The organism is Brevundimonas vesicularis, assembly GCF_044807075.1.
In the GTDB taxonomy this organism is placed as follows: Bacteria; Pseudomonadota; Alphaproteobacteria; order Caulobacterales; family Caulobacteraceae; genus Brevundimonas; species Brevundimonas vesicularis_G.
The window spans coordinates 222988-245997 of the sequence record NZ_CP085234.1; the positions used below are offsets into that span (position 1 = coordinate 222988).

Consider the following 23010-nt stretch of genomic DNA (forward strand, 5'->3'; position numbering starts at 1 on the left):
TCAGAAGCCATCGAGCCTCTGAAGGCGTTTCCGTCCCTTCATCATTCGCGCCTATATGAAGGCCGACGACCGGCGCGGGCCGGGTGATGCGGACGATCCGATGGCTGATGCTCTGTTCCATTCTCCCAAGACCCACGGCTTCGTGCGCGTGGCGGCGGCGACGCCGGTCAGCCATCCGGGCGACCCCAGGGCGAACGGGCAAGAGCACGTCGCGCTGATCCGTCAGGCGGGCGAGCAGGGCGTGGACCTGATGGTCTTTCCCGAGCTGTCGCTGTCGGCCTATGCGATCGACGATCTGCATATGCAGGCGGCGCTGCTGGACGAGGTCGAGCGACAGATCGCCGTAGTGGCGGAGGCGACGGCCGAGGCGGACATCGTGGCGGTGGTCGGGGCGCCGATCCGCAACGGCGACGCCCTGTATAACTGCGCGGTGGTGATCGGGGCGGGCGAGGTGCTGGGGGTCGTGCCCAAGACCTATCTGCCCAACTACCGCGAATACTATGAGAAACGCTGGTTCGCGCCGGCGACGGCGCGCGCCGAGGACGTGATCCGGCTGAACGGCGAGACGGTGGACTTCGCGCCGGGCCTGTTGTTCGAGGCGATCAATCGGCCGGGCTTCGTCTTCTCGGTCGAGATCTGTGAGGACTATTGGGCCCCGCTGCCTCCCTCGACTCGGGCCGCGCTGGCGGGGGCGCGGATCCTGCTGAACCTGTCGGCGTCCAACATCGTCATCGGCAAGGCGGACGAGCGGGCGATGCTGAGCGCCAGCCATTCGGCGCGAACGCTGTCGGCCTATGTCTTCGCCGCCTCGGGCTGGGGCGAGAGCACCACCGACCTGGCCTGGGACGGCCAGGCGACGATCCACGAACTGGGGTCCAAGCTGGCAGAAGGCGAGCGGTTCGCCCTGGAGAGCCATCTGACGATCGCCGATGTGGACGTGGACCGGATCGGGCTTGATCGACTGCGCAACGGCACCTTCGCCGAGTGTGCGAGAAACGAAGGCGAGGCGGCGACGGTCGTGCCCTTCATGGCGCGCGAGGATCATGAGGCCAGCGAGCTGATCCGGCCGCTGGACCGGTTCCCCTTCGTGCCGGACGACGCCGGGCGGCTGGATCAGGACTGCTATGAGGCGTTCAATATCCAGGTGCAGGGGCTGATGCGCCGCATGACGGCGACCTGCGCCAAGTCGCTGGTGATCGGCGTGTCCGGGGGGCTGGATTCGACCCAGGCCCTGCTGGTCGCGTGCCGCGCCTTCGACCGGCTGGATCTGCCGCGGACCAATATCCTGGGCTTCACCATGCCGGGGTTCGCCACCTCGGACGGGACCAAGTCCAACGCCTGGGCCCTGATGACCGCGTTGGGCGTCACGGGCGCAGAGATCGACATCCGCCCCGCCGCCGAACAGATGTTCAAGGACATCGGCCACCCCTACGCCGAAGGTCAGCCGGTGCATGACATCACCTTCGAGAACGTGCAGGCGGGCCTCCGGACCGACTATCTGTTCCGGCTGGCGAACCAGCACAGGGCCTTCGTGCTGGGGACCGGGGACCTGTCGGAACTGGCGCTGGGTTGGGCCACATATGGCGTCGGCGACCATATGAGCCATTACAACGTCAACGGCGGGGTGGCGAAGACGTTGATCCGTCACCTGATCCGCTGGGTGGCGGCCGGCGACCTGGTCGGCGCAGGCGCGCGCGACACGCTGCACGCCATTCTGGACACCGAGATTTCGCCCGAGCTGGTGCCGGCCAAGGATGGGGTGATCCAGTCGACGGAAGGGACCGTCGGCCCCTATGCGCTGAACGACTTCTTCCTGTTCTACATCAACCGGTTCGGGATGGCGCCGTCCAAGGTCGCTTTCCTGGCGCATCAGGCCTGGGGCGATGCGGGCGCGGGCGAATGGCCGGCGAATACGCCGGACGACGAAAAGGTCGAATACGATCTGGCGACGATCAAGGGCTGGCTGAGGAAGTTCCTGATCCGCTTCTTCCAGACCGCCCAGTTCAAGCGCTCGGCCCTGCCGAACGGGCCCAAGGTGGTCACGGGCGGATCGCTGTCGCCGCGCGGCGACTGGCGCGCGCCGTCGGACGGCAATGCGCGGGTGTGGCTGGACGAGCTGGACGCGAACGTGCCGGACTGACCGTCTCCTCCCCGCTTCGCGGGGAGGTGGCTCGAAGCGTAGCGGAGAGACGGAGGGGCTCTTTGCTGTGTGGGTAGAAAACCCCTCCACCACTTCGTGGTCCCCCTCCCCATTGCATGGGGAGGAGACGCAGCACTAGAAGCTTGGCCATGACCGACGACGTGACCAAAGACTCCAACGGCAACATCCTGGCCGACGGCGACAGCGTGACCCTGATCAAGGATTTGAAGGTCAAGGGATCGGGCGGGGTGACGCTGAAGCGCGGGACGCTGGTCAAGAACATCCGCCTGACCGGCGATGTGGACGAGATCGAGGCCAATGTGGAGAAGGTGCGCGGCCTGGTCCTGCGCACCGAGTTCGTGAAGAAGGCCTGACCCTCTTCCCTTCGGACGATGCAGCCGCCATCTAGCGGCCTATGACCGACACCCTCGCCGCCCCAACCTCGACCGCCGCCACGAATGGCAAGATCCCCGTCACCGTCCTGACCGGCTATCTCGGCGCGGGCAAGACGACGCTGCTGAACCGGATCCTGACCGAGGATCACGGCAAGCGCTACGCCGTCATCGTCAACGAGTTCGGCGAGATCGGCATCGATAACGACCTGGTGGTCGGCGCCGACGAGGACGTGTTCGAAATGAACAACGGCTGCGTCTGCTGCACGGTGCGGGGCGACCTGATCCGCGTGGTCGCCGGCCTGATGAAGCGCCAGCGTCCCGGCAAGCCGGCCTTCGACGCCATCATCGTGGAGACGACGGGCCTGGCCGATCCCGGTCCGGTGGCCCAGACCTTTTTCGTGGACGAGGACGTCAAGGCCAAGACGCAGTTGGACAGCGTCACGACCCTGGTCGACGCCAAACATGTGATGGCGCGTCTGGACGACTCCAAAGAGGCGCGCGAGCAGGTCGCCTTCGCCGACCGGATCATCCTGAACAAGGTCGATCTGGCGACCGCCGACGAACTGGACGCGGTCGAGGCGCGTCTACGGGCGCTGAACCCTCTGGCCCCCATCGTGCGAGCCGAGCGGTCGAACGTGCCGCTGGATCAGGTGCTGGGCCTCGGGGCTTTCGATCTGGACCGCATTCTCGAGGTCAAGCCGGACTTCGTGAACCCGCCGCACGGCGCGGACGGCCATGTCCACGACGAACACTGCGGTCATGATCACCACGACCATGCGCATGATCACGGCCACGGGGCGCATTCTCACGGAGTCAGGGGGCACGCCCACCAGGACGACATCAAGGGCATCTCCCTGTCGCTGGATCGGCCGCTGGACGGGGCCAAGTTTACGGCCTGGCTGGACCGGCTGCTGGGCGAGCAGGGTCAGAACATCCTGCGCGCCAAGGGCATCATCGACGTGAAGGGCGAGAACCGCCGCCTGGTCTTCCAAGCCGTGCACATGATCCTTGAGGGAGACCTGCAACGCGAATGGGGCGCCGCAGAGCGCCGCTGGAGCCGCGCCGTCTTCATCGGCCGCGATCTGGACGAGGCCGCGCTGAAGGCCGGCTTCGAGGCCTGCGCCGCCTGATCTCAAAAATGGACTGACAGACAAAAGGCCGGCGGAGCAATCCACCGGCCTTTTTCTTTGTTCAGCCCTTCCCGAACAGCTTGTTCCAGCGGCGCTTGTCGCGGGCCTTCCAGGCGCCGCGATGGTAGGCGTCGGAGCCGATCAGGGGGACGACCGTGGTGGCCTCGGCGAAGACCATCTGTTCGTGGGTGGTCTGAACCTTGCCCCAGGAGGCCGCCTCTTTCAGCGTCGAGGACGAGCAGGCGCCGTCGCGCACGTCGGCGACGGTGATCTGGACCGCATAGCGGTGCATCTCAGCCTCGACGCCGAGAATTTCGGCGCAGACGACCGTGTCCTGGGCGAAGTTCTTGGGCACCCCGCCGCCGACCATGAACAGGCCGGTGACGCCGGCGGCGATCTTGATGTCGGTCAGTTCGCGGAAGTCGGCGATGGCGTCCAGCATCAGATAGGGCAGGCCGGCGGCGGCGCGTTCCTTCTGGTGTTTCACCAGACCGAAGCCGGCCGAGCTATCGACGAAGGCCGGGCAGAAGATCGGCACGCCTTCTTCATAGGCGGTCTGGATCAGCGAGCCGGGCTTTTTCGCATTGCCCTCACTCAGCCACTTGCCCATCTCCCAGATGAACTCGCGGCTGGAATAGCCGCGCGGCTCCAGCCGGTTGGCGATCTCCAGGATGGTGTGGTCGCAGGCCTGGAGCTCTTCCTCGTCGATATAGGTGTCGTAGATCCGGTCGATGTAGTTGTCGCGCAGGACGTTGTCGTCCACCTCGCCGGCCGCCTGATAGTGTTTGAAGCCCAGGGCCTCGAAGAAATCCATGTCGACGATCGAGGCGCCGGTGGCGACCACGGCGTCGACCATGCCGAACTTCACCATATCGCGGTAAACGTGCATGCAGCCGCCGGCCGAGGTCGAACCGGCCAGGATCAGCCAGGGCGAGCAGTCCTTGTCCTCGATGGCCATCGAGAAGATGTCCGCAGCGCGGGCGGTGTCGCGCGACGAGAAGGACATCTTGCGCATCGAGTCGATGATCGGGCGCGCGTCGAAGCTGGTGATGTCGACGTGCTCGACGACATTCTGCAGCAGTTGGGCCTTGGTGTTCGATTGAACAGGAGCGTTCATTTCGGCGGTTTCCCTGTGATTTGAGCGCCCGTCGAACAAGCAGACGTGCCGGGACGGAGCGACCGACAGGACCGATAGACGCCCGACCTTCGGCCGTCACCCTCGGACTTGATCCGAGGGTCGGACGTTCCGCCGCGCGTTCCTCGCAAGGAAGACGCAGAGGGGCCGATCCTCGGGTCGAGCCCGAGGATGACGGTTACAGGTGCGGGCGTCCTACTTCCGGCGCGACTTGCGCTGACCGGCCTTACCCTTGGGGCGTGACAGGCGCACGACCTTGCGGGCGTTCTCTTCCGCCGTGGTGCGCACGGTGGGGATGGAACGTGGAGCCAGGCCGTACAGCGAGGCCATCGGGGCGTCCTCGACTGCGGCGATGTCGTGTTCGCCATAGCCGTTGAAGCCCGTCGACATGGCCACGCCGTAAGCGCCCAGCATGCCGATCTCGATGAAGTCGCCCTCGCGCACATCGGCCGGCAGCCAGAAGGGCCCCGGCATATGGTCGATGGAATCGCAGGTCGGGCCGTAGAACTGGAAGGCCTTCAGCTCGCCCGCGCTTTCGCCGTCCCGCACCAGCTTGGTCGGGAAGGGCCAGCGCGAGTGGGTCGCGTCGAACAGCGAGCCGTAGGAGCCGTCGTTCAGATAAAGGGCGTCGCCCTTGCGCAGATCGACGCGGGCCAGGATCGACGAGCTTTCGGCGACCAGCGCCCGGCCGGGCTCGCACCACAGCTCGGTCGTTTCCGACACCGGCATCTCGTTGAAGCCGCGATGGATGGCGTCGGCGTATTCGCTCATGTCCGGCGGGACCATGCCCGGATAGACGGACGGGAAGCCGCCGCCGACATCGACGATATCGACGATCACGCCCGCACGGCTGATCGACCGGCCGACCTGGGCCATGGCGGCCTGATAGGCGGTCGGGCGCATGCACTGGCTGCCGACGTGGAAGGAAACGCCCATCAGGCCGTCCTTGACCGCCTGGCGCGTCGCCATCAGCAGGGCCGGCGCCTGATCCGACGACACGCCGAACTTGCCCGACAGCGTATAGGCGGCGCCGTCGGCCGAGACGGCCATGCGCACGATCAGGTTCAGGTCGTCCGCGCCGCCGGTGGCGTCGAGGATCTTGTTCAGCTCGTCGATGCAATCGAGCGAGAAGGTGCGCACGCCGTGATCGAAATAGGCCTTGGTGATCGCAGAGCGGCTCTTGACCGGATGCATGAAGGCCAGGCGCACGTCATGGCTGACCGAGCGAACCAGCTCGATCTCGGCGATGGACGCCACGTCGAACCCGCGAACGCCGGCCTCGATCAGGGTTTCGACGACCCAGCGCGAAGGGTTGGCCTTCACAGCGTAGAAGACGTCGGCCTTTAGATTATCCTGGAACCAGCGCGCCGCTACGGAAACCGAACGCGGCCGCACGAGGGCGACGGGACGTTCAGGGGACCGCTCACGGACCAGGTCCAGGGGAAGCTGATACGTGCGCAATTCACGTAACCCCCTGCTAATTGTTAAACCCAGACCGGCGTTAGCGGCGCAGACAGGACCTACGGGGTCCGCCGGAGAGCGCGATATGGGGACGCGCGACTGTCATGTAAAGAGGTTTTTTCGTGGCGGGGCCTACGTTTGGCTGTCACAAATCCGGTCTGCGCCCTCCACGACACGATCTAGCGGCAACCTTGACCTTTCTATGCCGTTGCGATGGTCGGAGGGTTTCATGAATCGATGGCTGTTCTTTTGGCGCAAGATGCGGCGTCAGCTGTGGGTGCGCGCCACGGCCTATGCCGTCGCGGGCGTCGCCGCAGCCTTGCTGGCCGCCGCCCTGGCCCCCTGGGTGCCGCAGGAGATGGCCGAGCGTCTGGGCGGCGAGTCTGTGGAATCGATCCTGACGATTCTGGCGTCCAGCCTGCTGGGCGTGGCGACCTTTTCGGTGGGCGCCATGGTCACGGCCTATACGTCCGTGTCGTCGGCGGCCAGTCCGCGCGTCGCGGCCCTGGTCACCAGCGATGACGAGACCCAGAAGTCGCTGGCGACCTTCGTTGGAGCCTTTCTCTACGCCATCGTCGCCGTCACCGCGATCAACGCCCATTATTACGGCCAGAACGGCCGGGCGATCCTGTTCCTCGTCAGCCTCGTCATGGTGGGTCTGGTGGCGTTTCGCCTGCTGGCCTGGATCAACCGTCTGTCCAGCCTGGCGCGGGTCGGTCACATGATCGATCTGGTCGAGGCCCGGGCCCGCGAGGCGCTGGAACAGCGGCGCGACAATCCGTTTATGGGCGGGCGCGAAGGCCATCTTGAGACCGGCGCGGACGTGACGGCGCCGGAAACCGGCTATGTCCAGAACGTCGATCCCGATCGCCTGCAGTCCATGGCCGAGAAACGGGACTGCCAGGTCGAGGTGGTCGCCGCGCCCGGCGCCTTCGTGCGACGCGGCGAGGTCCTCGCCCGGATCAGCCTGCCGGCCTGCGACAAAGAAGCCCAGGACGCCTTCTGCTCCGCCTTCGCGATCGGAGACTCGCGCTCCTATGATCAAGACCCCCGCTTCGGCCTGATCGTTCTGGGCGAGATCGCAGCCAAGGCCCTGTCGCCTGGCGTCAACGATCCCGGAACGGCCATTCAGGTAGTGTCGACGGGCGTGAGGCTTCTGGATATCTGGGCCGGCGAGCGTGACGAACACGAGGGCGGCGTCTCGCGCGATCGTTTGATGGTGCCTGGCATCTCGCACGCTGATCTGCTCGACGACGTGTTCGGCCCGGTCGCCCGCTATGGCGCTGGCGACGTCGCGGTCGCCATGAGGCTGCAAAAGGGCCTGAGAACACTCGCCTCGATCCCCTCCCTGACCGCGCCGGTGCAGATCATCGCCGATCAGGCGCTGGAGCGGTCGCGCGCCGCCATGCCGATTCCGGCGGACTACGCCCGGGTGAGGGGTGCGGCGGAACGCTCCTGAACGGCTCGGGTCTGGACGAGATTGCGCCCGACGTGCGATTAGGGCTTGCCCGAGCGTGATTTCAGCTTATTGCGGCGCCCCTTCGCCATAGCCTCCTAGCGAGTTCATGAGTTCATCCGCAGCCGCCGCCGCCCCTGGGCTAGTCCTGGCGCGTGACGTGTCGAAGACCTTCGGATCGCGAAAGGCGCTGGACGGCGTCTCGATTTCCGTGGCCTCCGGCGAAATGGTCGCCCTGATCGGTCCGTCCGGTTCGGGCAAGTCCACCCTGCTCCGCTCCATCACCGGCCTGCAGTCGATCGACGCGGGCTCCGGCACCATCCAGGTGTTCGGCGAGACCGTGCAGAAGGACGGCCGGGTCACCGGCGCCGTGCGCAAGGCGCGCGGCAAGCTGGGCATGATCTTCCAGCAGTTCAATCTGGTCGGGCGGCTGAGCCTGTTCTCCAACGTCATGCTGGGCGCGCTGGGGCGTCTGCCCGGCTGGAAGGGCCTGCTGGGCCTGTGGCCCCAAGCGGACAAGGACAAGGCCATGGCGGCCCTGCACCGCGTCGGCGTCAGCGACTACGCCGCCCAGCGCGCCAACACCCTGTCCGGCGGCCAGCAACAGCGCGGCGCCATCGCCCGCGCCATCGTGCAGGGCGCCAATGCCATTCTGGCCGACGAACCCGTCGCCTCGCTGGACCCGGTGTCCGCCCGCAAGGTGATGGAACTGCTGGTCGAGCTGAACAAGCGCGACGGCTTGGGGGTGATCGTCACCCTGCACCAGGTCGACTACGCCATCCGCTACTGCGACCGCGTCATCGCCCTGCAAGGCGGCAAGATCGTCTATGACGGCCCGTCCACGGCGCTGGACCAAAAGCGCCTGATCGAAATCTACGGTCCCGAGTTCGAGGACGCGTTCTGGGAGACCAAGGCATGAGCCTGTCGCGCATTTCCCCCACCCGCCGTCTAATCGCTGCGGCCGGCGCCGCCGTCATGATCCTGGGCCTGGCGGCCTGCGGCGGCGGCGAGGACAAGAAGGCCGCGGTCGGCGCGCCGACCGAGATCACCTTCTCGATCCTGTCCGCCGAAGGCCAAGCCTCCGCCGGCCCGCTGTGGCAGCCGCTGCTGGACGACATGTCCAAGGCCATCGGCGTGCCGGTGAAGCCCTATTTCGGCTCGAACTACACCGTCCTGGTCGAAGCCATGCGCGGCAACCACACCCAGGTGGGCTGGTTCTCGGCCAAGCCTGAGGTCGAGGCCATCGACCGCGCCAAGGCCGAAGTCATCGCCCGCACCGTCAACCGCGAGGGTCTGGACAGCTATCAGTCCACCCTGATCGTCAAGAAGGGGTCGGGCATCACGCTGGATCAGGTCATGGCGTGCGGCAAGACGTACAACTTCGGCATCGGCGACGCCCAGTCGACGTCGGGCACCCTGGCCCCGTTGACCTTCCTGTTCAATCCGCGCGGCGTGGTCCCCAGCCAGTGCTTCAAGACCGTGCGCTCGGCCAATCACCAGGCCAACGCCTTCGGCGTGGCGACCGGCGTGATCGACGTGGCGACCTCCAACAGCGTGAACACAATCTTCATGCGCAAGGAAAACCCGCAGTTGGCCGGCCAGATCGAGGAAATCTGGACCTCGCCGCCGATCCCCGAAAGCGGCATCGTCGTGCGCGAGGATCTGGATCCGGCGCTGAAGGAAAAGATCCGCAGCTTCTTCCTGACCTATGGCCAGGGCGAAGGCGCCGAGGCCGAGCGGCAGCGCAAGGTTCTGGCGGACCTGGAGTATTCCCGTTTCACCGCCGCCGACGACAGCTATCTGGACCCGATCCGCGAAATGATCGCCGACCAGAAGCTGGGCGAGGCCCGCGCCAAGGGCGATACGGCCGGCGCCGCCGCCGCCGAGCGCGAGCTTCAACGCCTGCGCAGCCTGCGTGAGGTCCGGCCTTGACCGCAGTCGCGTCTCCCGCCGTCGCGATTCCGGCTGCGCCCAAGAAGTCTGCCCTCGCCTGGGTCGCCGACGTCCTGGTCTGGGGCGGCGTGGCCGCCGTCCTGCTGTACAGCATCGACGCCGTCGATCTGGGCAACATCTCGCGGCTGTTCGCCGGCAACGACAGCACCCAGCTGTTCGTCCACGACCTGCTGCGTCCCGACTTCAGCGACTGGAAGATGTTCGTCGCCAAGATGTGGGAGACGGTGCAGATCGCCCTGTGGGGCACCTTCCTGGCCGTGATCCTGGGCATTCCGCTGGGTCTGGCGGCGGCGCGCAACATCGCGCCCGTCTGGGTCGTGACGCCGGTGCGCTGGATCATGAACCTGCTGCGTTCGGTGCCGGATCTGGTGATCGGCCTGCTGTTCGTCACCGCCGTGGGCCTCGGGCCTCTGGCGGGTGTTCTGGCCATCACCCTGAATACGGCCGGGGTTCTGGCCAAACTGTTCTCGGAAGCGGTCGAGTCGATCGACAAGGGTCCGGTCGAGGGCGTGCGCGCCACCGGCGCCGGCAAGCTGCACGAGATCGTCTGGGGCGTCCTGCCTCAGGTCGCGCCGCTGTGGACCTCGTTCGCCCTGTACCGCTTTGAATCCAACAGCCGGTCCGCGACCGTGCTGGGTCTGATCGGCGCGGGCGGCATCGGCCAGGTGCTGTTCGACAGCATGAACGCCTTCGATTTCCGCGCCGTCTCAGCCATCGTGATCGTCGTCGTGGTCGCCGTGACCCTGATCGACACCCTGTCGCAGGTGATGCGCCGCCGCCTGCTGTAGCGGCGGCGGTCCCCTTCGCGGGACTGTCATAATCCTCTGCTCTAAGCATCGCGAAATCGATGCTCAGGGAGAGCCTTGGATGATCCGCACACTGAAACTGGCGGCTTCGGCCGCCGCCCTTCTGGCCCTGGCGGCCTGTGGCGACAACGGCGGGGGCGGGGGCGGCTCCGCCTCCGGCGCGCGCTCCGGCATCTGGGCGGCCGGTTCCTCGACCGTCTTCCCCTTCGCCACGCGGGTCGCCGAGACCTTCGCGCGCGGTTCGGGCGGCGCGGCGCCGCGCGTCGAATCGCTGGGCACCGGCGGCGGCATCCAGGCCTTCTGCCAGGGCGTCGGCCCGACCACCCCGGACATCGCCAACGCCTCGCGTCAGATGAAGCAGTCTGAGTTCGACCTGTGCGCCAAGAACGGCGTCACCGACATCGTCGAGATCAAGATCGGCTTCGACGGCATCGTCATCGCCACGGCTCGTAACGGCAACGGCTTCAACTTCGAACTGAACGACCTGTACGAGGGCCTGGCCAAGGAAGTGCCGGGCGCCAACGGTCAGTTCGTCGCCAATCCGGCCAAGACCTGGAATCAGGTCAACGCCGGCCTGCCGAACCAGCGCATCCAGGTCTATGGCCCGCCGCCCACCTCGGGCACGCGCGACGCCTTCCTGGAGCTGGGCATGACGCCCGGCGCCAAGCTGGTGCCGGCGGTCAAGGCGATCGAAGACGACAAGGACCGGTTCGAAGCCATCGCCCACACCCTGCGCGAGGACGGCGCCTGGATCGATTCCGGCGAGAACGACAACGCCATCGTCCAGACCCTGACCCGCACGCCGGGTTCGCTGGGCGTGTTCGGCTATTCGTTCCTGGAGCAGAACCTGGACACGGTGAAGGCCGAGACCATCGACGGCGTCGCCCCCACCGCCGACACCATCGCCAGCGGTGAATACCCGCTGTCGCGCAGCCTCTACATCTATGTGAAGAAGGCCCACATCGGCGTCATTCCGGGCCTGCAGCAGTTCGTGCAGGAGTTCCTGTCGGAAGGCGCCGCCGGCAAGGGCGGCTATCTGGCCGACCGCGGCCTGATCCCGCTGCCGGAAGACCAACTGCTGGCCCAGCGCGCGACCATCGCCGCCATGACGCCGATGGCCCGCCCCGCCAAATAAGGCGGAACCCGACCGCCGTTCCGCCCCTTCTTTCACCGGTTCGCCCCGTTGAAGCGCGAAGCGCTTCAACTGAAGCGCACGAGGCCGTAGAAGGGGCGGGATAGCTGTCAGGATGATTTGATGACCACCACGCCCGCGCGCCTGCGCAAGGCCGTACTGCCCGTCGCGGGCCTCGGCACCCGGGTCCTGCCCGGCACCAAGACGACCCCCAAGGAACTGCTGAACGTCGTCGACCGGCCGATCCTGTCCTACATCGTCGAAGAGGCGCGCGAAGCTGGGATCGAGCACATCGTCTTCGTCACCGGCCGCTCCAAGGGCGCCATCGAGGACTATTTCGATCACCAGATCGAACTGGAAGCCCAGCTTCAGGCCAAGGGCAAGACCGACATCCTGGAGATGATGAACGCCGAACTGGCCTCGGCCGGGGAGATGAGCTTCACCCGCCAGATGCAGCCCAAGGGTCTGGGCCACGCCGTCTGGTGCGCACGCGACATCATCGGCCACGAGCCCTTCGCCGTCATTCTGCCCGACGTCATCGTGGATTCTCAGCCCGGCGCCCTGAAGCAGTTGGCCGAGGTCTATGCCGAAACCGGCGGCAACATCATCGGCGTGGAATCCGTCCCCGAGGATCAGACCCACAAATACGGCATCGTCGATCCGGTCAGCCGCGACGGTTCGCGCATCGTCATGAAGGGCATGGTCGAAAAGCCCGCCGCCGGGACCGCGCCGTCCAACCTGTCGATCTCGGGCCGTTACATCCTGCAGCCGGAAATCTTCGACCTGTTGGCGACGCAGGAAAAGGGCGCTGGCGGCGAGATTCAACTGACCGACGCCATGGCGCGACTGATGGCGGACCAGAGCTTCACCGCCGTCGAATATGCGGGCGTCACACACGACTGCGGCGACAAGATCGGCCTGCTGCGCGCCAACGTCGCCCTGGCCCTGAAACGCCCCGATCTGGGCGACGCGGCGCGCCAAGCGATCGCGGGCCTGCTCTGACGCCAGGGAAGGCGGCGGGGGTTCCGGTTTACGCCCGCCCCTGCTAACCCTCCGCGCAAATCATCAGGAGACGAACCATGGCGACTTCCGAAGGCTGGGACATGCCGACCGGCGACCTCATGAAGGGCAAGAAGGGCCTGATCATGGGCGTGGCCAACTCCAGCTCCATCGCCTGGGGAATCGCCTCGCAGTTGGCCGCCCAGGGCGCCGAGCTGGCCTTCACCTATCTGGGCGAGAGCCTGGAGCGCCGCGTGCGCCCGCTGGCCGAAAGCGTCGGCGCCAAGCTGCTGATCCCGGCCGACGTCACCGACGACGCCTCGATGGATGCGGCCTTCGCCGAGCTGGAAAAGACCTTCGGCACGATCGACTTCGTCGTCCATTCGGTGGCCTTCGCCAACAAGGATGAGTTGAAGGGCAGCTTCGTGGACAACACCACGCGCGACAGCTTCCTTCTGGCCATGAACATCTCGGCCTTCAGCTTCGTGGACGTCTCGCGTCGCGCGGCCAAGCTGATGCCGAACGGCGGCAGCCTGATCACCCTGACCTATCTGGGGTCCGAGCGGGTCATTCCGAACTACAACACCATGGGCGTGGCCAAGGCCGCGCTGGAAGCCGCGACCCGCTACATCGCGCGCGACCTGGGTCCCAAGAACATCCGCGTCAACGCCATCTCGGCCGGGGCCATGCGCACCCTGTCGCTGGCCGGCATCTCGGGCGGGCGCGGCCTGCACTCCAAGTCGGCGCAGTTCTCCCTGATCAAGGAAGAGACCTCGATGGAGGGCGTCGCGGGCGCGGCCCTGTGGCTGTGTTCGGACCTGGGCCGTTCGACCACGGGCGAAGTCGTCCACGTCGATGCCGGCTTCCACGCCGTGGGCCTGCCGGAAGACATCGAAGGCTGATTAAGGAGGGCTGATCCCAGCCTTCCGCCATCCGAGACGACGGTTTAAGGCCGGGGCATGACTGCTCCGGCCTTTTCCATGCGCGCCCTGCCCGCTTCGGCCTTTTCGTCCGCCGCGGTGGCGACGGTGATCGGGTTTGGCGGGACGGTCGCCTTGGTCGTTCAGGCCGGTCAGGCCCTGGGTGCGGACGCGGGCCAGATCGGGTCGATGGTGACGGCCCTGTGCCTCGGCATCGGCTTGCCCGGCGCGGTGCTGAGCTGGCGGCTGAAGATCCCCGTGGTGCTGGCCTGGTCCACGCCGGGGGCGGCCCTGCTGGCGGCCTCGACCCTGGGCCTGTCCTGGCCGACGGCCATCGGCGCCTTCGTCTTCGCCGCCCTGCTGATGATCCTGACCGGCCTGATCCCGGTGTTGGGGCGGCTGGCGGCGCGGATACCGGCGGCCATCGCCTCGGCCATGCTGGCGGGGGTGCTGCTGCCCTTCGCGCTGAGACTGTTCAAGGTGGCGCCGGACGAGACGGCCTTGGTCGTCGCGCTGATCGTGGTGTTCCTGATCTTCAAACGGCTATGGCCGACCTGGGCCTTGCCCGCCGTGCTGGCGGCGACTCTTGCGGTCCTGGCGATGCGGGGGCAGTTGGCCCTGCCGGCCGGGACCGGACTGTTCGGCCATCTGGAGCCGGTCGCGCCCGTCTTCGACTGGAAGGCGTCGGTCAGCCTGGGCTTTCCTTTGTTTCTGGTGACGCTGGCGGCTCAGAATCTGCCCGGGCTGGTGGTCCTGCAGAGCGCCCGCTATCCGCCGCCCGCCAACCGACTGATCCTGTCGACCGGCGTGGCCAGCCTGATGATCGCGCCGGTCGGCGGGCACGGGGTCAATCTAGCGGCGATCACGGCGGCGATCTGCACCGGGCCGGACGCGCACCCCGATGTGGCCAGGCGGTGGATCGTGGGCGTCATCTACGGCGGTCTTTACCTGGTCGTGGCTCTGTTCGCCGCGCCGCTGGCCGGGCTGTTCATCGCCATGCCGCCGGCCGTGCTGGCGGCGGTGACGGGTCTGGCGCTGATCGCGCCGCTGACCGGCGCGCTGCAGACCATGATGGCGGAGATCGGATCGCGCGAGGCGGCCGTGCTGAGGTTTGCGGCGACGGCTTCGAGCCTGACCCTGTTCGGCGTCGGATCGGCCTTCTGGGGTCTGGTCGTGGGTTTTGCCGCTCTGGCCGCGATGCGCTGGATCAGACCGTCGGCCTGATCCAGCGGAGGGGGCTAGTCGCGCAGCGAGGCCGGGACTTGGCCGCCGTTGTCGGCCAGCTTCTTCCAGACGGCCTTGGACAGGGCGATGTTTTGTTCGGCCGAGCCATGCTCGCCAGCGTGGACGTTCAGCTCCTCGGCCAGTTCCTTTCGGGCGGCCAGGCTGGAATCCAGGTCCAGCAGCTTCAGCAGATCGACGATCGAGGTCCGCCAGTTGCCGCCGCCGCCCTTCGACGCCGCCAGATCGCTGAGGACCGCCTCGACGTCCACGGGTGGAAGAGCAGGCGTGGCGGTCGGGGCGGCGCCGGGCGCGGGTTGGGCGCTGGGTGCCGGGGTCGGCTGCGGGGCCGCCTTGGGCTTGTGGCCCGTGATCTTGTTCCAGATCGAAGAGAAGATACCCATAGGTCGCGCTCCAGTTGATGCTGTCAGATAATGCCCGTGGGCGGCGACGGTTCAGTGACGCGCCGGAATCGCTAGGCCGCGCTGGACTGCGGGGCGGGCCAAACCGCGCTCCAGCCAGGCGGCGACGCGCGGGAAGTCGGCGAAGCCGACGATCTCGCCCGCTTCGTAGAAGCCGATCAGGTTGCGGACCCAGCCCAGGGTGGCGACATCGGCGATGGAATAGTCGCCGACAAGCCAGTCGCGGGGTTCTTCGCCTTCGTTGGCCAGCCGCGTCTCCAGCACGCCCAGCAGGCGGCGGCTTTCGGCGACGTAGCGGTCGCGCGGGCGTTTGTCCTCATACTCCCTGCCGGCGAAGCGGTGGAAGAAGCCCAGCTGGCCGAACATCGGGCCGATCGCGCCCATCTGGAACATGACCCACTGGATCGTCTCGTAGCGGGTCGCCGGATCGGTCGAGAGCAGTTTGCCGGTCTTTTCCGCCAGATAGATCAGGATGGCGCCGGATTCGAACAAGGCCAGCGGCTGTCCGTTCGGGCCGTTCGGATCGAGGATGGCCGGGATCTTGCCGTTGGGGTTCAGAGACAAAAACTCCGGCCCCCAGGTCTCGTTCTTGGTGATGTCGATCAGGTGCGGCTCATAGGCCAGGCCGACCTCCTCCAGCATGATCGAGACCTTCACCCCGTTGGGCGTCGGCAGGGAATACAGCTGAATGCGGTCGGGATGCTGGGCCGGCCAGCGTTGCGTTATTGGGAAGGCGGACAGGTCGGTCATGGTTTCGGCCTCGGCTATTGCGATAGGCCTATGTCGGGGCCGTCCAGGCGATCCGCAACACCGACGGGAGCGGTGACGGGGCTTCAGTCCGGCTCGCGCTCGCCCACCTCGGTCGGCGGCACGGCCAATAGCCAGCCGTCGGCCAGGTGCAGTTCCGGTGTCGCTTCCTTGGTGAAGGGCAGATACCAGGTCGGGCCGCCGGCGGCGGGCGCGATCTCCAGCATGTCGTCGGCGCCGAAGTTCTGGACCGATTTCACCGTGCCCATAACCGCGCCCGCCGTGTCGCGGACCTGAACGCCCAAGAGGTCGGCGAGGTAGAACTCGTCTTCATCCGGCTCGGGGAACCGGTCGCGGGGGACGTGCAGCTTCAGGCCGCGCAGGGCGTCGGCCTGTTCCTTGGTCGTGATCTCCTTGGCCCGGCCGACGACGCCGTTCTTGTCGGGCCGCGTCGAGGTCAGGGTCAGAGCCACGGTCCCATCGGCGCGCAGAAGAGGGCCATAGGCGGTCAGGGCCAGGGGATCGGCGGTGAAGGCGGTCACCCGCACCTCGCCCCGCACGCCGAAGCCGCCGCCGACCTGGCCGACGAGGATCAATCTGCTGTCCGTGGTCATGCGTGTTCTTAACCCATGAAAAAGGCGGCGTCGAAAGACGCCGCCCTGATCATCGTCAAACCGAAAGGCTTAGCCTTCGGCCTTTTCGTCAGCGGCTTCAGCAGCCGGGGCTTCCTCGGCGGCGGCTTCATTAGCCGGAGCCTCTTCGGCGGGCGCTTCTTCGGCAGCCGGGGCGGCCGCAGCAGCTTCGGCTTCGGCCTTGGCGGCGGCGGCGGCTTCGGCGGCCTCGGCCTTGGCGGCGGCTTCGGCTTCCAGGCGGTCGGCTTCGCGCTGGGCGCGCTCGGCGGCGCGCTCTTGCGCCTTCTTGCCCGGAGCGCCCTTGTTCGGGTTGTTCGACTGCGTCCACTTGACCTTCTGGCCCAGGGTCTCGTCCTGCGACAGGAAGCGGGCGACGCGGTCGGTCGGCTGGGCGCCCTTGCCAAGCCATTCGGCGATGCGCTCGACCTTCAGGGCGACGCGCGGGGTGGCGCCGTCCTTGGGAAGCATCGGGTTGTAGCTGCCGACCTTCTCGATGAACTTGCCGTCGCGCGGCGAGTGCGAGTCGGCGATGACGATGTGGTAGTAGGGGCGCTTCTTGGCGCCGCCGCGGGCCAGACGAATCTTCAGCATTTCAGGTCTCTTTCTAGGAAGTCGTTATTTCTTGGGAGGGAAGCCCGGTAAGCCCGGAAGGCCTCCCGGAAGTTGTCCGCCGCCCAGTCCGGCGAGCCGGTCCTGGATGGCTTTCAGATCGTCGGCGGAGGGTTCGGCCATCTTGCCGCCGCCCAGCGCCTTGAGGCGGGCCATGTCGGGGCCGCCGCCCATGCCGGGCATGCTGCCGCCGCCGAGGCCGCCCAGCATGGCGGCCATCTGCTGCATCTTCTTGGGTCCGCCGCGCGCCATCGACTTGACCACATCGGCCATCTGGCGGTGCTGTTTCAGAACCCGGTTCACGTCCTGCACATCGACGCCGGCTCCGGCGGCGATGCGCTTCTTGCGCGAGGCGTTCAGCAGGTCGGGCTTCTTGCGCTCGGCCTTGGTCATCGAGGAGATGATCGCTTCCTGACGCAGGATCATGCGGTCGTCGATGCCGCTTTCGGCCATCTGACCCTTCATCTTGGCCACGCCGGGCAGCATGCCCATGATGCCCTGAAGCCCGCCCATCCGCTTCATCTGCTGAAGCTGACCGGCCAGGTCGTCCAGATCGAACTGACCCTTGGCCAGTTTGCGGGCCATCTTCTCGGCCTTGGCCTGGTCCAGATCTTGGCTGGCCTTTTCGACCAGGGCGACGATATCGCCCTGCCCCAGGATGCGGCCGGCGACGCGGCGCGCGTCGAACACGTCGAGCGCATCGACCTTTTCGCCGGCGCCCAGATATTTGATCGGCAGGCCGGTGACGGCGCGCATCGACAGCATGGCGCCGCCGCGACCGTCGCCGTCGGCGCGGGTCAAGACCAGGCCGGTCAGGGGCAGGCGCTCGTGGAAGGCCTTGGCGGTGCGCACCGCGTCCTGGCCGGTCAGGCTGTCGGCGACCAGCAGGGTCTCGACGGGCTTGGCGATGTCGGCGACCTCGGCCACCTCGTTCATCAGCCCTTCGTCCAGGGTGATGCGGCCGGCGGTGTCGAGGATCAGGACGTCGAAGCCCTGCAGCTTGGCCGATTGCAGCGCCCGGCGCGTGATCTGGACCGCGCTTTCGCCCGCTACGATCGGCAGGGTGGCGACCTCGATCTGCTTGCCGAGCGTCGCCAGCTGTTCCATCGCGGCCGGACGACGCGTGTCCAGCGAGGCCATCATGACCTTCTTGCGATCGAACTTGGTCAGGCGCAGCGCCAGCTTGGCCGAGGTCGTGGTCTTGCCCGAGCCTTGCAGGCCAGCCATCAGCACCACGGCGGGCGGATTGGCGTTGGTGTTCAGCGGAACCGGCTCTTCGCCGCCCAGCATCTCGATCAGGCCGTCATAGACGATCTTGACCACCTGATCGGCCGGCTTGACCGAACGGATGACCTCTTCGCCCGTCGCGCGCTCGGTGGCGAAGGCGATGAATTCCTTGACGACCGGCAGGGCGACGTCGGCCTCGAGCAGGGCCACGCGCACTTCGCGCATCGCCTCGGCGACATCCTTTTCGGACAGGGCGCCGCGCCCGGTGATCCGGTCGAAGACGCCTGTCAGCCGCTCGTTCAGAGCCTCGAACATTCACTACCTCGTGTGGCGCAGGTGAAACGGCTCCATACGACAACGGCCCCCGGCGACGATCACGTCGGCGGAGGGTTCTCGCCGGGCTCGTTCTCTTTTGCGGGCTATCGGCCTTGCGGCCTACTTGAGCCCGAATGGGCTGTGCTCAAGTAGCGCGGAGCGCGTTAGCACGACAAAAAAGCTGTCGTCCCGGTGGAGACGCAGGTTCACTTGCGTCGGAAGCGGCGGCTTATGGCGGAAAAACCTTACAAAGGCAACCGGAGCGATCCGGTCACGCTATAAAAGCCAATATCGGCGCAGGGATTTAGCGGATTGTCATCATCGTGCTAAGAGCCGCGCCCTTTATAGGGGCGGCGTAGTCGCCAGGGTTTCAGACTTCGGGAGAAGCACAGATGAGCAAGGTGCTGGTTATCGGCGCAGGCGGCGTCAGTTCGGTGGCCGTCCACAAGATGGCGATGAACGCGGACATCTTCTCGCATATCACCCTGGCGAGCCGCACCAAGTCCAAGTGCGACGCGATCGCCCAGTCCGTGAAGTCGCGCTTCGGCGTCGACATCGACACGGCGGCCATCGACGCCGACGACGTGGCGGCGACCACGGCGCTGATCCAGAAGGTGCAGCCCGAACTGGTCGTGAACCTGGCCCTGCCCTATCAGGACCTGTCGATCATGGACGCCTGCCTGGCCGCCGGCGTCGACTATCTGGACACCGCCAACTACGAGCCGCGCGACGAGGCCAAGTTCGAATACAAGTGGCAGTGGGCCTATCAGGACCGTTTCAAGGACGCCGGCCTGATGGCGCTGCTGGGTTCGGGCTTCGACCCCGGCGTGACCTCGGTCTTCACCACCTACGTCAAGAAGCATCTGCTGGATTCCATCGAGACGCTGGACATCCTGGACTGCAACGGCGGCGACACCGGCTTGCCCTTCGCGACCAACTTCAACCCCGAGATCAACCTGCGCGAAGTGACGGCGAACTCGCGTCACTGGGAGAACGGCCAGTGGGTCGAAGGCCCGGCGCTGAGCCACAAACAGACCTTCGACTTCGAAGGCGTGGGTCCCAAGAACATGTACCTCATGTACCATGAGGAGCTGGAATCGCTGGCGAAGTTCTATCCCGAGATCAAGCGCATCCGCTTCTGGATGACGTTCGGCGACAGCTATCTGAAGCACCTCGAAGTGCTGGAAAACATCGGCATGACCTCGATCGAGCCTATGCAGTTCCAGGGCCGCGAGATCATTCCGATCGAGTTGCTGAAGGCCCTGCTGCCCGAGCCGGCCTCGCTGGGTCCGATCACCAAGGGCAAGACCAACATCGGCGTCATCGCCACCGGCCTGAAGGACGGGGTCAAGAAGACGGTCTACGTCAACAATATCTGCGACCACGAAGAGGCCTATGCCGAGACCGGCAACCAGGCCGTCAGCTACACCACCGGCGTGCCGGCCATGATCGGCGCGGCTCTGATGGTGACCGGCCAGTGGAAGGGCGACGGCGTGTTCAACATGGAGCAGCTGGACCCCGATCCCTTCATGGACATGCTGAACAAGCACGGCCTGCCGTGGAAGGTTCAGGACCTGGACGCCCCTCTGGATTTCTGATCGGACCGACTGAATGCAGACCCAGGCCGGCGATCCGGGCGCCTTTGCGCATTTCGACCTGAACCGCGTCGCCTCGCCCGCCTTCGTGGTGGACGAGGCCGCCATCCGTCGCAATCTGTCCGTGCTGAAGGGCGTGCGCGACGGAGCGGAGGCGCGCGTGCTTCTGGCGCTGAAGGCGTTTTCGATGTGGTCGCTGGCCGACGTGGTCGGCGAATACCTCGACGGGGTCTGCGCCTCGGGTCTGTGGGAGGCGCGGCTGGCGCGCGAGTTCTACAAGGGCGAGCTGACGACCTATTCGCCGGCCTATACGGCGCAGGACCTGCCCGAGATCCTGCGTCTGTCGGATCACGTCATCTTCAACAACCCGGCCCAGATCGCCCGTTTCGCCGACCTGATCGCCAAGGCGCGGGCTGAAGGGCAGGTGTTCGAGATCGGCCTGAGGCTGAACCCCGAACATTCCGAAGGCGAGGTCGCCAAATACGACCCGGCCCAGCCCTGCTCGCGCCTGGGCTTTCCGGTTTCGCAGCTGACGGCCGACCATCTGATCGGCGTCGATGGTCTGCATATCCATGCGCTGTGCGAGCAGGATTTCCAGCCGCTGTCGCGCATCTGGGCGGCGGTGGAGCCGAAGTTGGCGCCGCTGCTGGACGGGATCAAATGGCTGAACCTGGGCGGGGGGCATCACATCACCCGCGCCGACTATCAGACCGACGATCTGATCGCCTTCGTGCGCGATCTGCAGGCCAGGCACGGGGTTCAGGTCTATCTGGAGCCGGGCGAGGCCGTGGCGCTGGACGCCGGCATACTGATCGGCGAGGTGCTGGACGTCTTCGACAACGGCATGCCCATCGGCATCACCGACATCTCCGCCACCTGCCATATGCCGGATGTGATCGAGGCGCCCTATCGCCCCGCGCTGCTGCAAGAACCCGAACATGGGGTGACGGTGCGACTGGGCGGTCCGTCGTGCCTGGCCGGGGACATCATCGGAGACTACGTCTTCGCCGAACGGCCGACGCCGGGGACGCGGATCGCGTTTCTGGACCAGGCCCACTATTCGATGGTGAAGACCAATACCTTCAACGGCGTACCGCTGCCGTCCATCGTGCTGTGGAACTCCCAGACGGATGCGCTGAGAACGGTGCGCGCGTTCGACTATTCGGCCTTCCGCGACCGCCTGTCCTGATCGCAAAGAAAAAGGGCGGCTCGCGCCGCCCTTCCCTGACCTATTCTTCTTTCGGCACGTCCGCCGCCGGCTCGGCGTCGGGCTTGGGCGTCGAGCCGGGTTCGGTGACGACGATGCCTTCGGGCGGGGCCGACAGTTTCGACAGGTCGCCGCCGGCGCGCAGGACGTCCAGCGCGCGCTGAAGCTGATAGTCCTTGTCCTTGTCGAACTTTTCGCCCGGGGCTTCGCGCGGGGTGTGCGGACCCTTGCGCTCGGCGCCGATGGAGGCGTCCAGGGCCGTGGCGTAGGCGGCCTCGGAATAGATGAAGCTGGAGCGCGAGACGATGCGGGCCTCGGCCTCGTTGCGGGCGACTTCCAGATCCGGCTCGATGCCGATCTTCTGGATCGAGGCGCCCGAGGGGGTGTAGTAGCGCGCGGTCGTGATCGACAAGGCGCCGTCCTGGCCCTGACGCAGCGGGATCACGGTCTGGACCGAACCCTTGCCGAAGCTGGTCAGGCCCACGATGGTCGCGCGCTGATGATCCTTCAGGGCGCCGGCGACGATTTCCGACGCCGAAGCCGAGCCATAGTTGACCAGAACGACCAGCGGAAGGCCGCCGGTGATGTCGCCGGGCTTGGCGGAATAACGCTGGATCTGCTCGGGCTTGCGGCCCCGCTGACTGACGATCTCGCCGCGTTCCAGGAAGGCGTCGGACACATCGATGGCGGCGTTCAGCAGGCCGCCGCCGTTGTTGCGCAGGTCCAGGACATAGCCCTTCACGCCCGGCTTTTCGGCCTTGATCTTGGCGATGGCCTCGTTCAACTCGCGGCCGGTGTTCTCGTTGAAGGTCGAGACGCGCAGATAACCGAAGTCACCCTCGACCCGGCCGGTGACCGACTGAACCTTGATGACCTCGCGGGTTAGGGTCACTTCCAGCGGGTCTGAGCCGTCGCGCAGGAAGGTCACCTTGACGCTGGTGCCCACGGCGCCGCGCAGCTTTTCGGACACTTGGCTGACCGTCAGGCCCGCCGCGTTCTGGCCCTCGATCGAAGAGATCACGTCGCCCGCCTGGACCCCGGCCTTGGCGGCGGGGCTGTCGTCCATCGGCGAGATGACCTTCACCATGCCGCCGTCGGCGCTGATGGTCAGGCCGACGCCCGAATACTGACCTTCGGTGCGCTCGCGCAGGTCATCGTAGTTGGAGGGCGGCAGATAGTTGGAGTGCGGGTCCAGCGCCGTCATCATGCCGGCCAGCGCGGCCTCGATCAGCTTCTTGTTGTCGACAGGGACGACATAGGCCTGCTCGACGATGCCGACCACGTCGCCGAACAGCTCCAGCATGCGGAAGGTTTCGTTTCGCGGGGTCTGGCTGCTGACAGCAGCGGCGGATCCGCCGAGCACCAGAGCGGCGCAGCCGACGAGGAGCAGTTTACGCATTCGGTCTCTTTCGGTCGGGCCGATCACTGTGGGCGCCCGTGGGAAGGTTAAGGCCCCGTCGTCACGACCAAATCGTGGCGACGCGGCGTCCCGCCGATAAAATCAGCGT

The 23010-nt window shown here is 66.5% G+C and carries 21 protein-coding genes; 13 read left to right on the forward strand and 8 right to left on the reverse strand.

What is annotated here, in order from left to right; translation table 11 throughout:
• Positions 1-100: 100 nt before the first annotated feature.
• The 3 genes from LG306_RS01100 to LG306_RS01110 all read left to right on the forward strand — a co-directional run bounded on the left by LG306_RS01100 (position 101) and on the right by LG306_RS01110 (position 3665).
• Positions 101-2140 carry an NAD(+) synthase gene (locus LG306_RS01100; RefSeq protein WP_404417322.1) on the forward strand — a complete coding sequence of 680 codons (2040 nt, stop codon included), beginning with the start codon at positions 101-103 and terminating at the stop codon, positions 2138-2140.
• Between the two features lie 149 nt (positions 2141-2289).
• Positions 2290-2514 carry an alkylphosphonate utilization protein gene (locus tag LG306_RS01105; RefSeq protein WP_404417325.1) on the forward strand — a complete coding sequence of 75 codons (225 nt, stop codon included), beginning with the start codon at positions 2290-2292 and terminating at the stop codon, positions 2512-2514.
• A gap of 41 nt (positions 2515-2555) precedes the next feature.
• On the forward strand, positions 2556-3665 hold the full coding sequence (locus tag LG306_RS01110; protein WP_404417328.1) for a CobW family GTP-binding protein: 1110 nt from the start codon (positions 2556-2558) through the stop codon (positions 3663-3665).
• 61 nt (positions 3666-3726) lie between these two features.
• Here LG306_RS01110 and LG306_RS01115 read toward each other — a convergent pair whose 3' ends face one another.
• Entirely contained in the window at positions 3727-4782 is a 1056-nt protein-coding gene (locus LG306_RS01115) for a deoxyhypusine synthase (protein ID WP_404417331.1), read from the reverse strand.
• Between the two features lie 213 nt (positions 4783-4995).
• Complete coding sequence (locus LG306_RS01120) at positions 4996-6261, reverse strand: type III PLP-dependent enzyme (protein ID WP_039245976.1); 1266 nt, start codon at positions 6259-6261, stop codon at positions 4996-4998.
• Between the two features lie 229 nt (positions 6262-6490).
• Between LG306_RS01120 and LG306_RS01125 the strand changes: the two genes are divergently transcribed.
• The 8 genes from LG306_RS01125 to LG306_RS01160 all read left to right on the forward strand — a co-directional run bounded on the left by LG306_RS01125 (position 6491) and on the right by LG306_RS01160 (position 14751).
• Positions 6491-7720 (forward strand): DUF2254 domain-containing protein, encoded by a 1230-nt coding sequence (locus LG306_RS01125; RefSeq protein ID WP_404417334.1) that lies wholly within the window; start codon positions 6491-6493, stop codon positions 7718-7720.
• Positions 7721-7826: 106 nt separating this feature from the next.
• Complete coding sequence (gene phnC / locus LG306_RS01130; RefSeq protein ID WP_404417337.1) at positions 7827-8636, forward strand: phosphonate ABC transporter ATP-binding protein; 810 nt, start codon at positions 7827-7829, stop codon at positions 8634-8636.
• Positions 8633-9649, forward strand: coding sequence for a phosphate/phosphite/phosphonate ABC transporter substrate-binding protein (gene phnD / locus LG306_RS01135; protein WP_404417340.1), 1017 nt, complete (start codon positions 8633-8635; stop codon positions 9647-9649). Before phnC ends, phnD begins: the two co-directional genes overlap by 4 nt.
• Positions 9646-10458: a phosphonate ABC transporter, permease protein PhnE gene (gene phnE, locus LG306_RS01140; RefSeq protein ID WP_045809538.1), complete on the forward strand. Its 813-nt coding sequence runs from the start codon at positions 9646-9648 to the stop codon at positions 10456-10458. Before phnD ends, phnE begins: the two co-directional genes overlap by 4 nt.
• Before the next feature lie 79 nt (positions 10459-10537).
• Positions 10538-11611 carry a substrate-binding domain-containing protein gene (locus LG306_RS01145; RefSeq protein ID WP_404417344.1) on the forward strand — a complete coding sequence of 358 codons (1074 nt, stop codon included), beginning with the start codon at positions 10538-10540 and terminating at the stop codon, positions 11609-11611.
• Between the two features lie 120 nt (positions 11612-11731).
• A complete protein-coding gene (galU, locus tag LG306_RS01150; protein WP_307508667.1) occupies positions 11732-12610 on the forward strand; it encodes a UTP--glucose-1-phosphate uridylyltransferase GalU in 879 nt (292 codons plus the stop codon).
• 101 nt (positions 12611-12711) lie between these two features.
• Positions 12712-13509, forward strand: coding sequence for an enoyl-ACP reductase (locus tag LG306_RS01155; RefSeq protein WP_162237597.1), 798 nt, complete (start codon positions 12712-12714; stop codon positions 13507-13509).
• A gap of 57 nt (positions 13510-13566) precedes the next feature.
• A complete protein-coding gene (locus LG306_RS01160; RefSeq protein ID WP_404417347.1) occupies positions 13567-14751 on the forward strand; it encodes a benzoate/H(+) symporter BenE family transporter in 1185 nt (394 codons plus the stop codon).
• Positions 14752-14765: 14 nt separating this feature from the next.
• On the opposite strand, the gene LG306_RS01165 is transcribed toward LG306_RS01160, so the two are convergent.
• The 5 genes from LG306_RS01165 to ffh form a co-directional block, all read right to left on the reverse strand.
• Entirely contained in the window at positions 14766-15152 is a 387-nt protein-coding gene (locus LG306_RS01165; RefSeq protein ID WP_404417350.1) for a DUF3597 domain-containing protein, read from the reverse strand.
• Positions 15153-15203: 51 nt separating this feature from the next.
• The gene (locus LG306_RS01170; protein ID WP_404417353.1) at positions 15204-15920 is read right to left on the reverse strand and encodes a glutathione S-transferase N-terminal domain-containing protein; all 717 of its coding nucleotides are present in this window, start codon (positions 15918-15920) and stop codon (positions 15204-15206) included.
• Between the two features lie 83 nt (positions 15921-16003).
• A complete protein-coding gene (rimM, locus tag LG306_RS01175) occupies positions 16004-16531 on the reverse strand; it encodes a ribosome maturation factor RimM (protein ID WP_404417356.1) in 528 nt (175 codons plus the stop codon).
• 69 nt (positions 16532-16600) lie between these two features.
• Positions 16601-17140 (reverse strand): 30S ribosomal protein S16, encoded by a 540-nt coding sequence (gene rpsP, locus LG306_RS01180; protein ID WP_404417358.1) that lies wholly within the window; start codon positions 17138-17140, stop codon positions 16601-16603.
• A gap of 24 nt (positions 17141-17164) precedes the next feature.
• Positions 17165-18700 carry a signal recognition particle protein gene (gene ffh / locus LG306_RS01185; RefSeq protein WP_404417361.1) on the reverse strand — a complete coding sequence of 512 codons (1536 nt, stop codon included), beginning with the start codon at positions 18698-18700 and terminating at the stop codon, positions 17165-17167.
• Positions 18701-19092: 392 nt separating this feature from the next.
• Here ffh and LG306_RS01190 point away from each other — a divergent pair, with 392 nt between their 5' ends.
• Both LG306_RS01190 and LG306_RS01195 read left to right on the forward strand, forming a co-directional pair.
• Complete coding sequence (locus LG306_RS01190) at positions 19093-20298, forward strand: saccharopine dehydrogenase C-terminal domain-containing protein (protein WP_404417364.1); 1206 nt, start codon at positions 19093-19095, stop codon at positions 20296-20298.
• A 13-nt stretch (positions 20299-20311) separates the two neighbouring features.
• The gene (locus LG306_RS01195) at positions 20312-21484 is read left to right on the forward strand and encodes a carboxynorspermidine decarboxylase (protein WP_404417367.1); all 1173 of its coding nucleotides are present in this window, start codon (positions 20312-20314) and stop codon (positions 21482-21484) included.
• A gap of 40 nt (positions 21485-21524) precedes the next feature.
• On the opposite strand, the gene LG306_RS01200 is transcribed toward LG306_RS01195, so the two are convergent.
• The gene (locus LG306_RS01200) at positions 21525-22901 is read right to left on the reverse strand and encodes a S41 family peptidase (protein WP_404417370.1); all 1377 of its coding nucleotides are present in this window, start codon (positions 22899-22901) and stop codon (positions 21525-21527) included.
• Between the last annotated feature and the right edge of the window lie 109 nt (positions 22902-23010).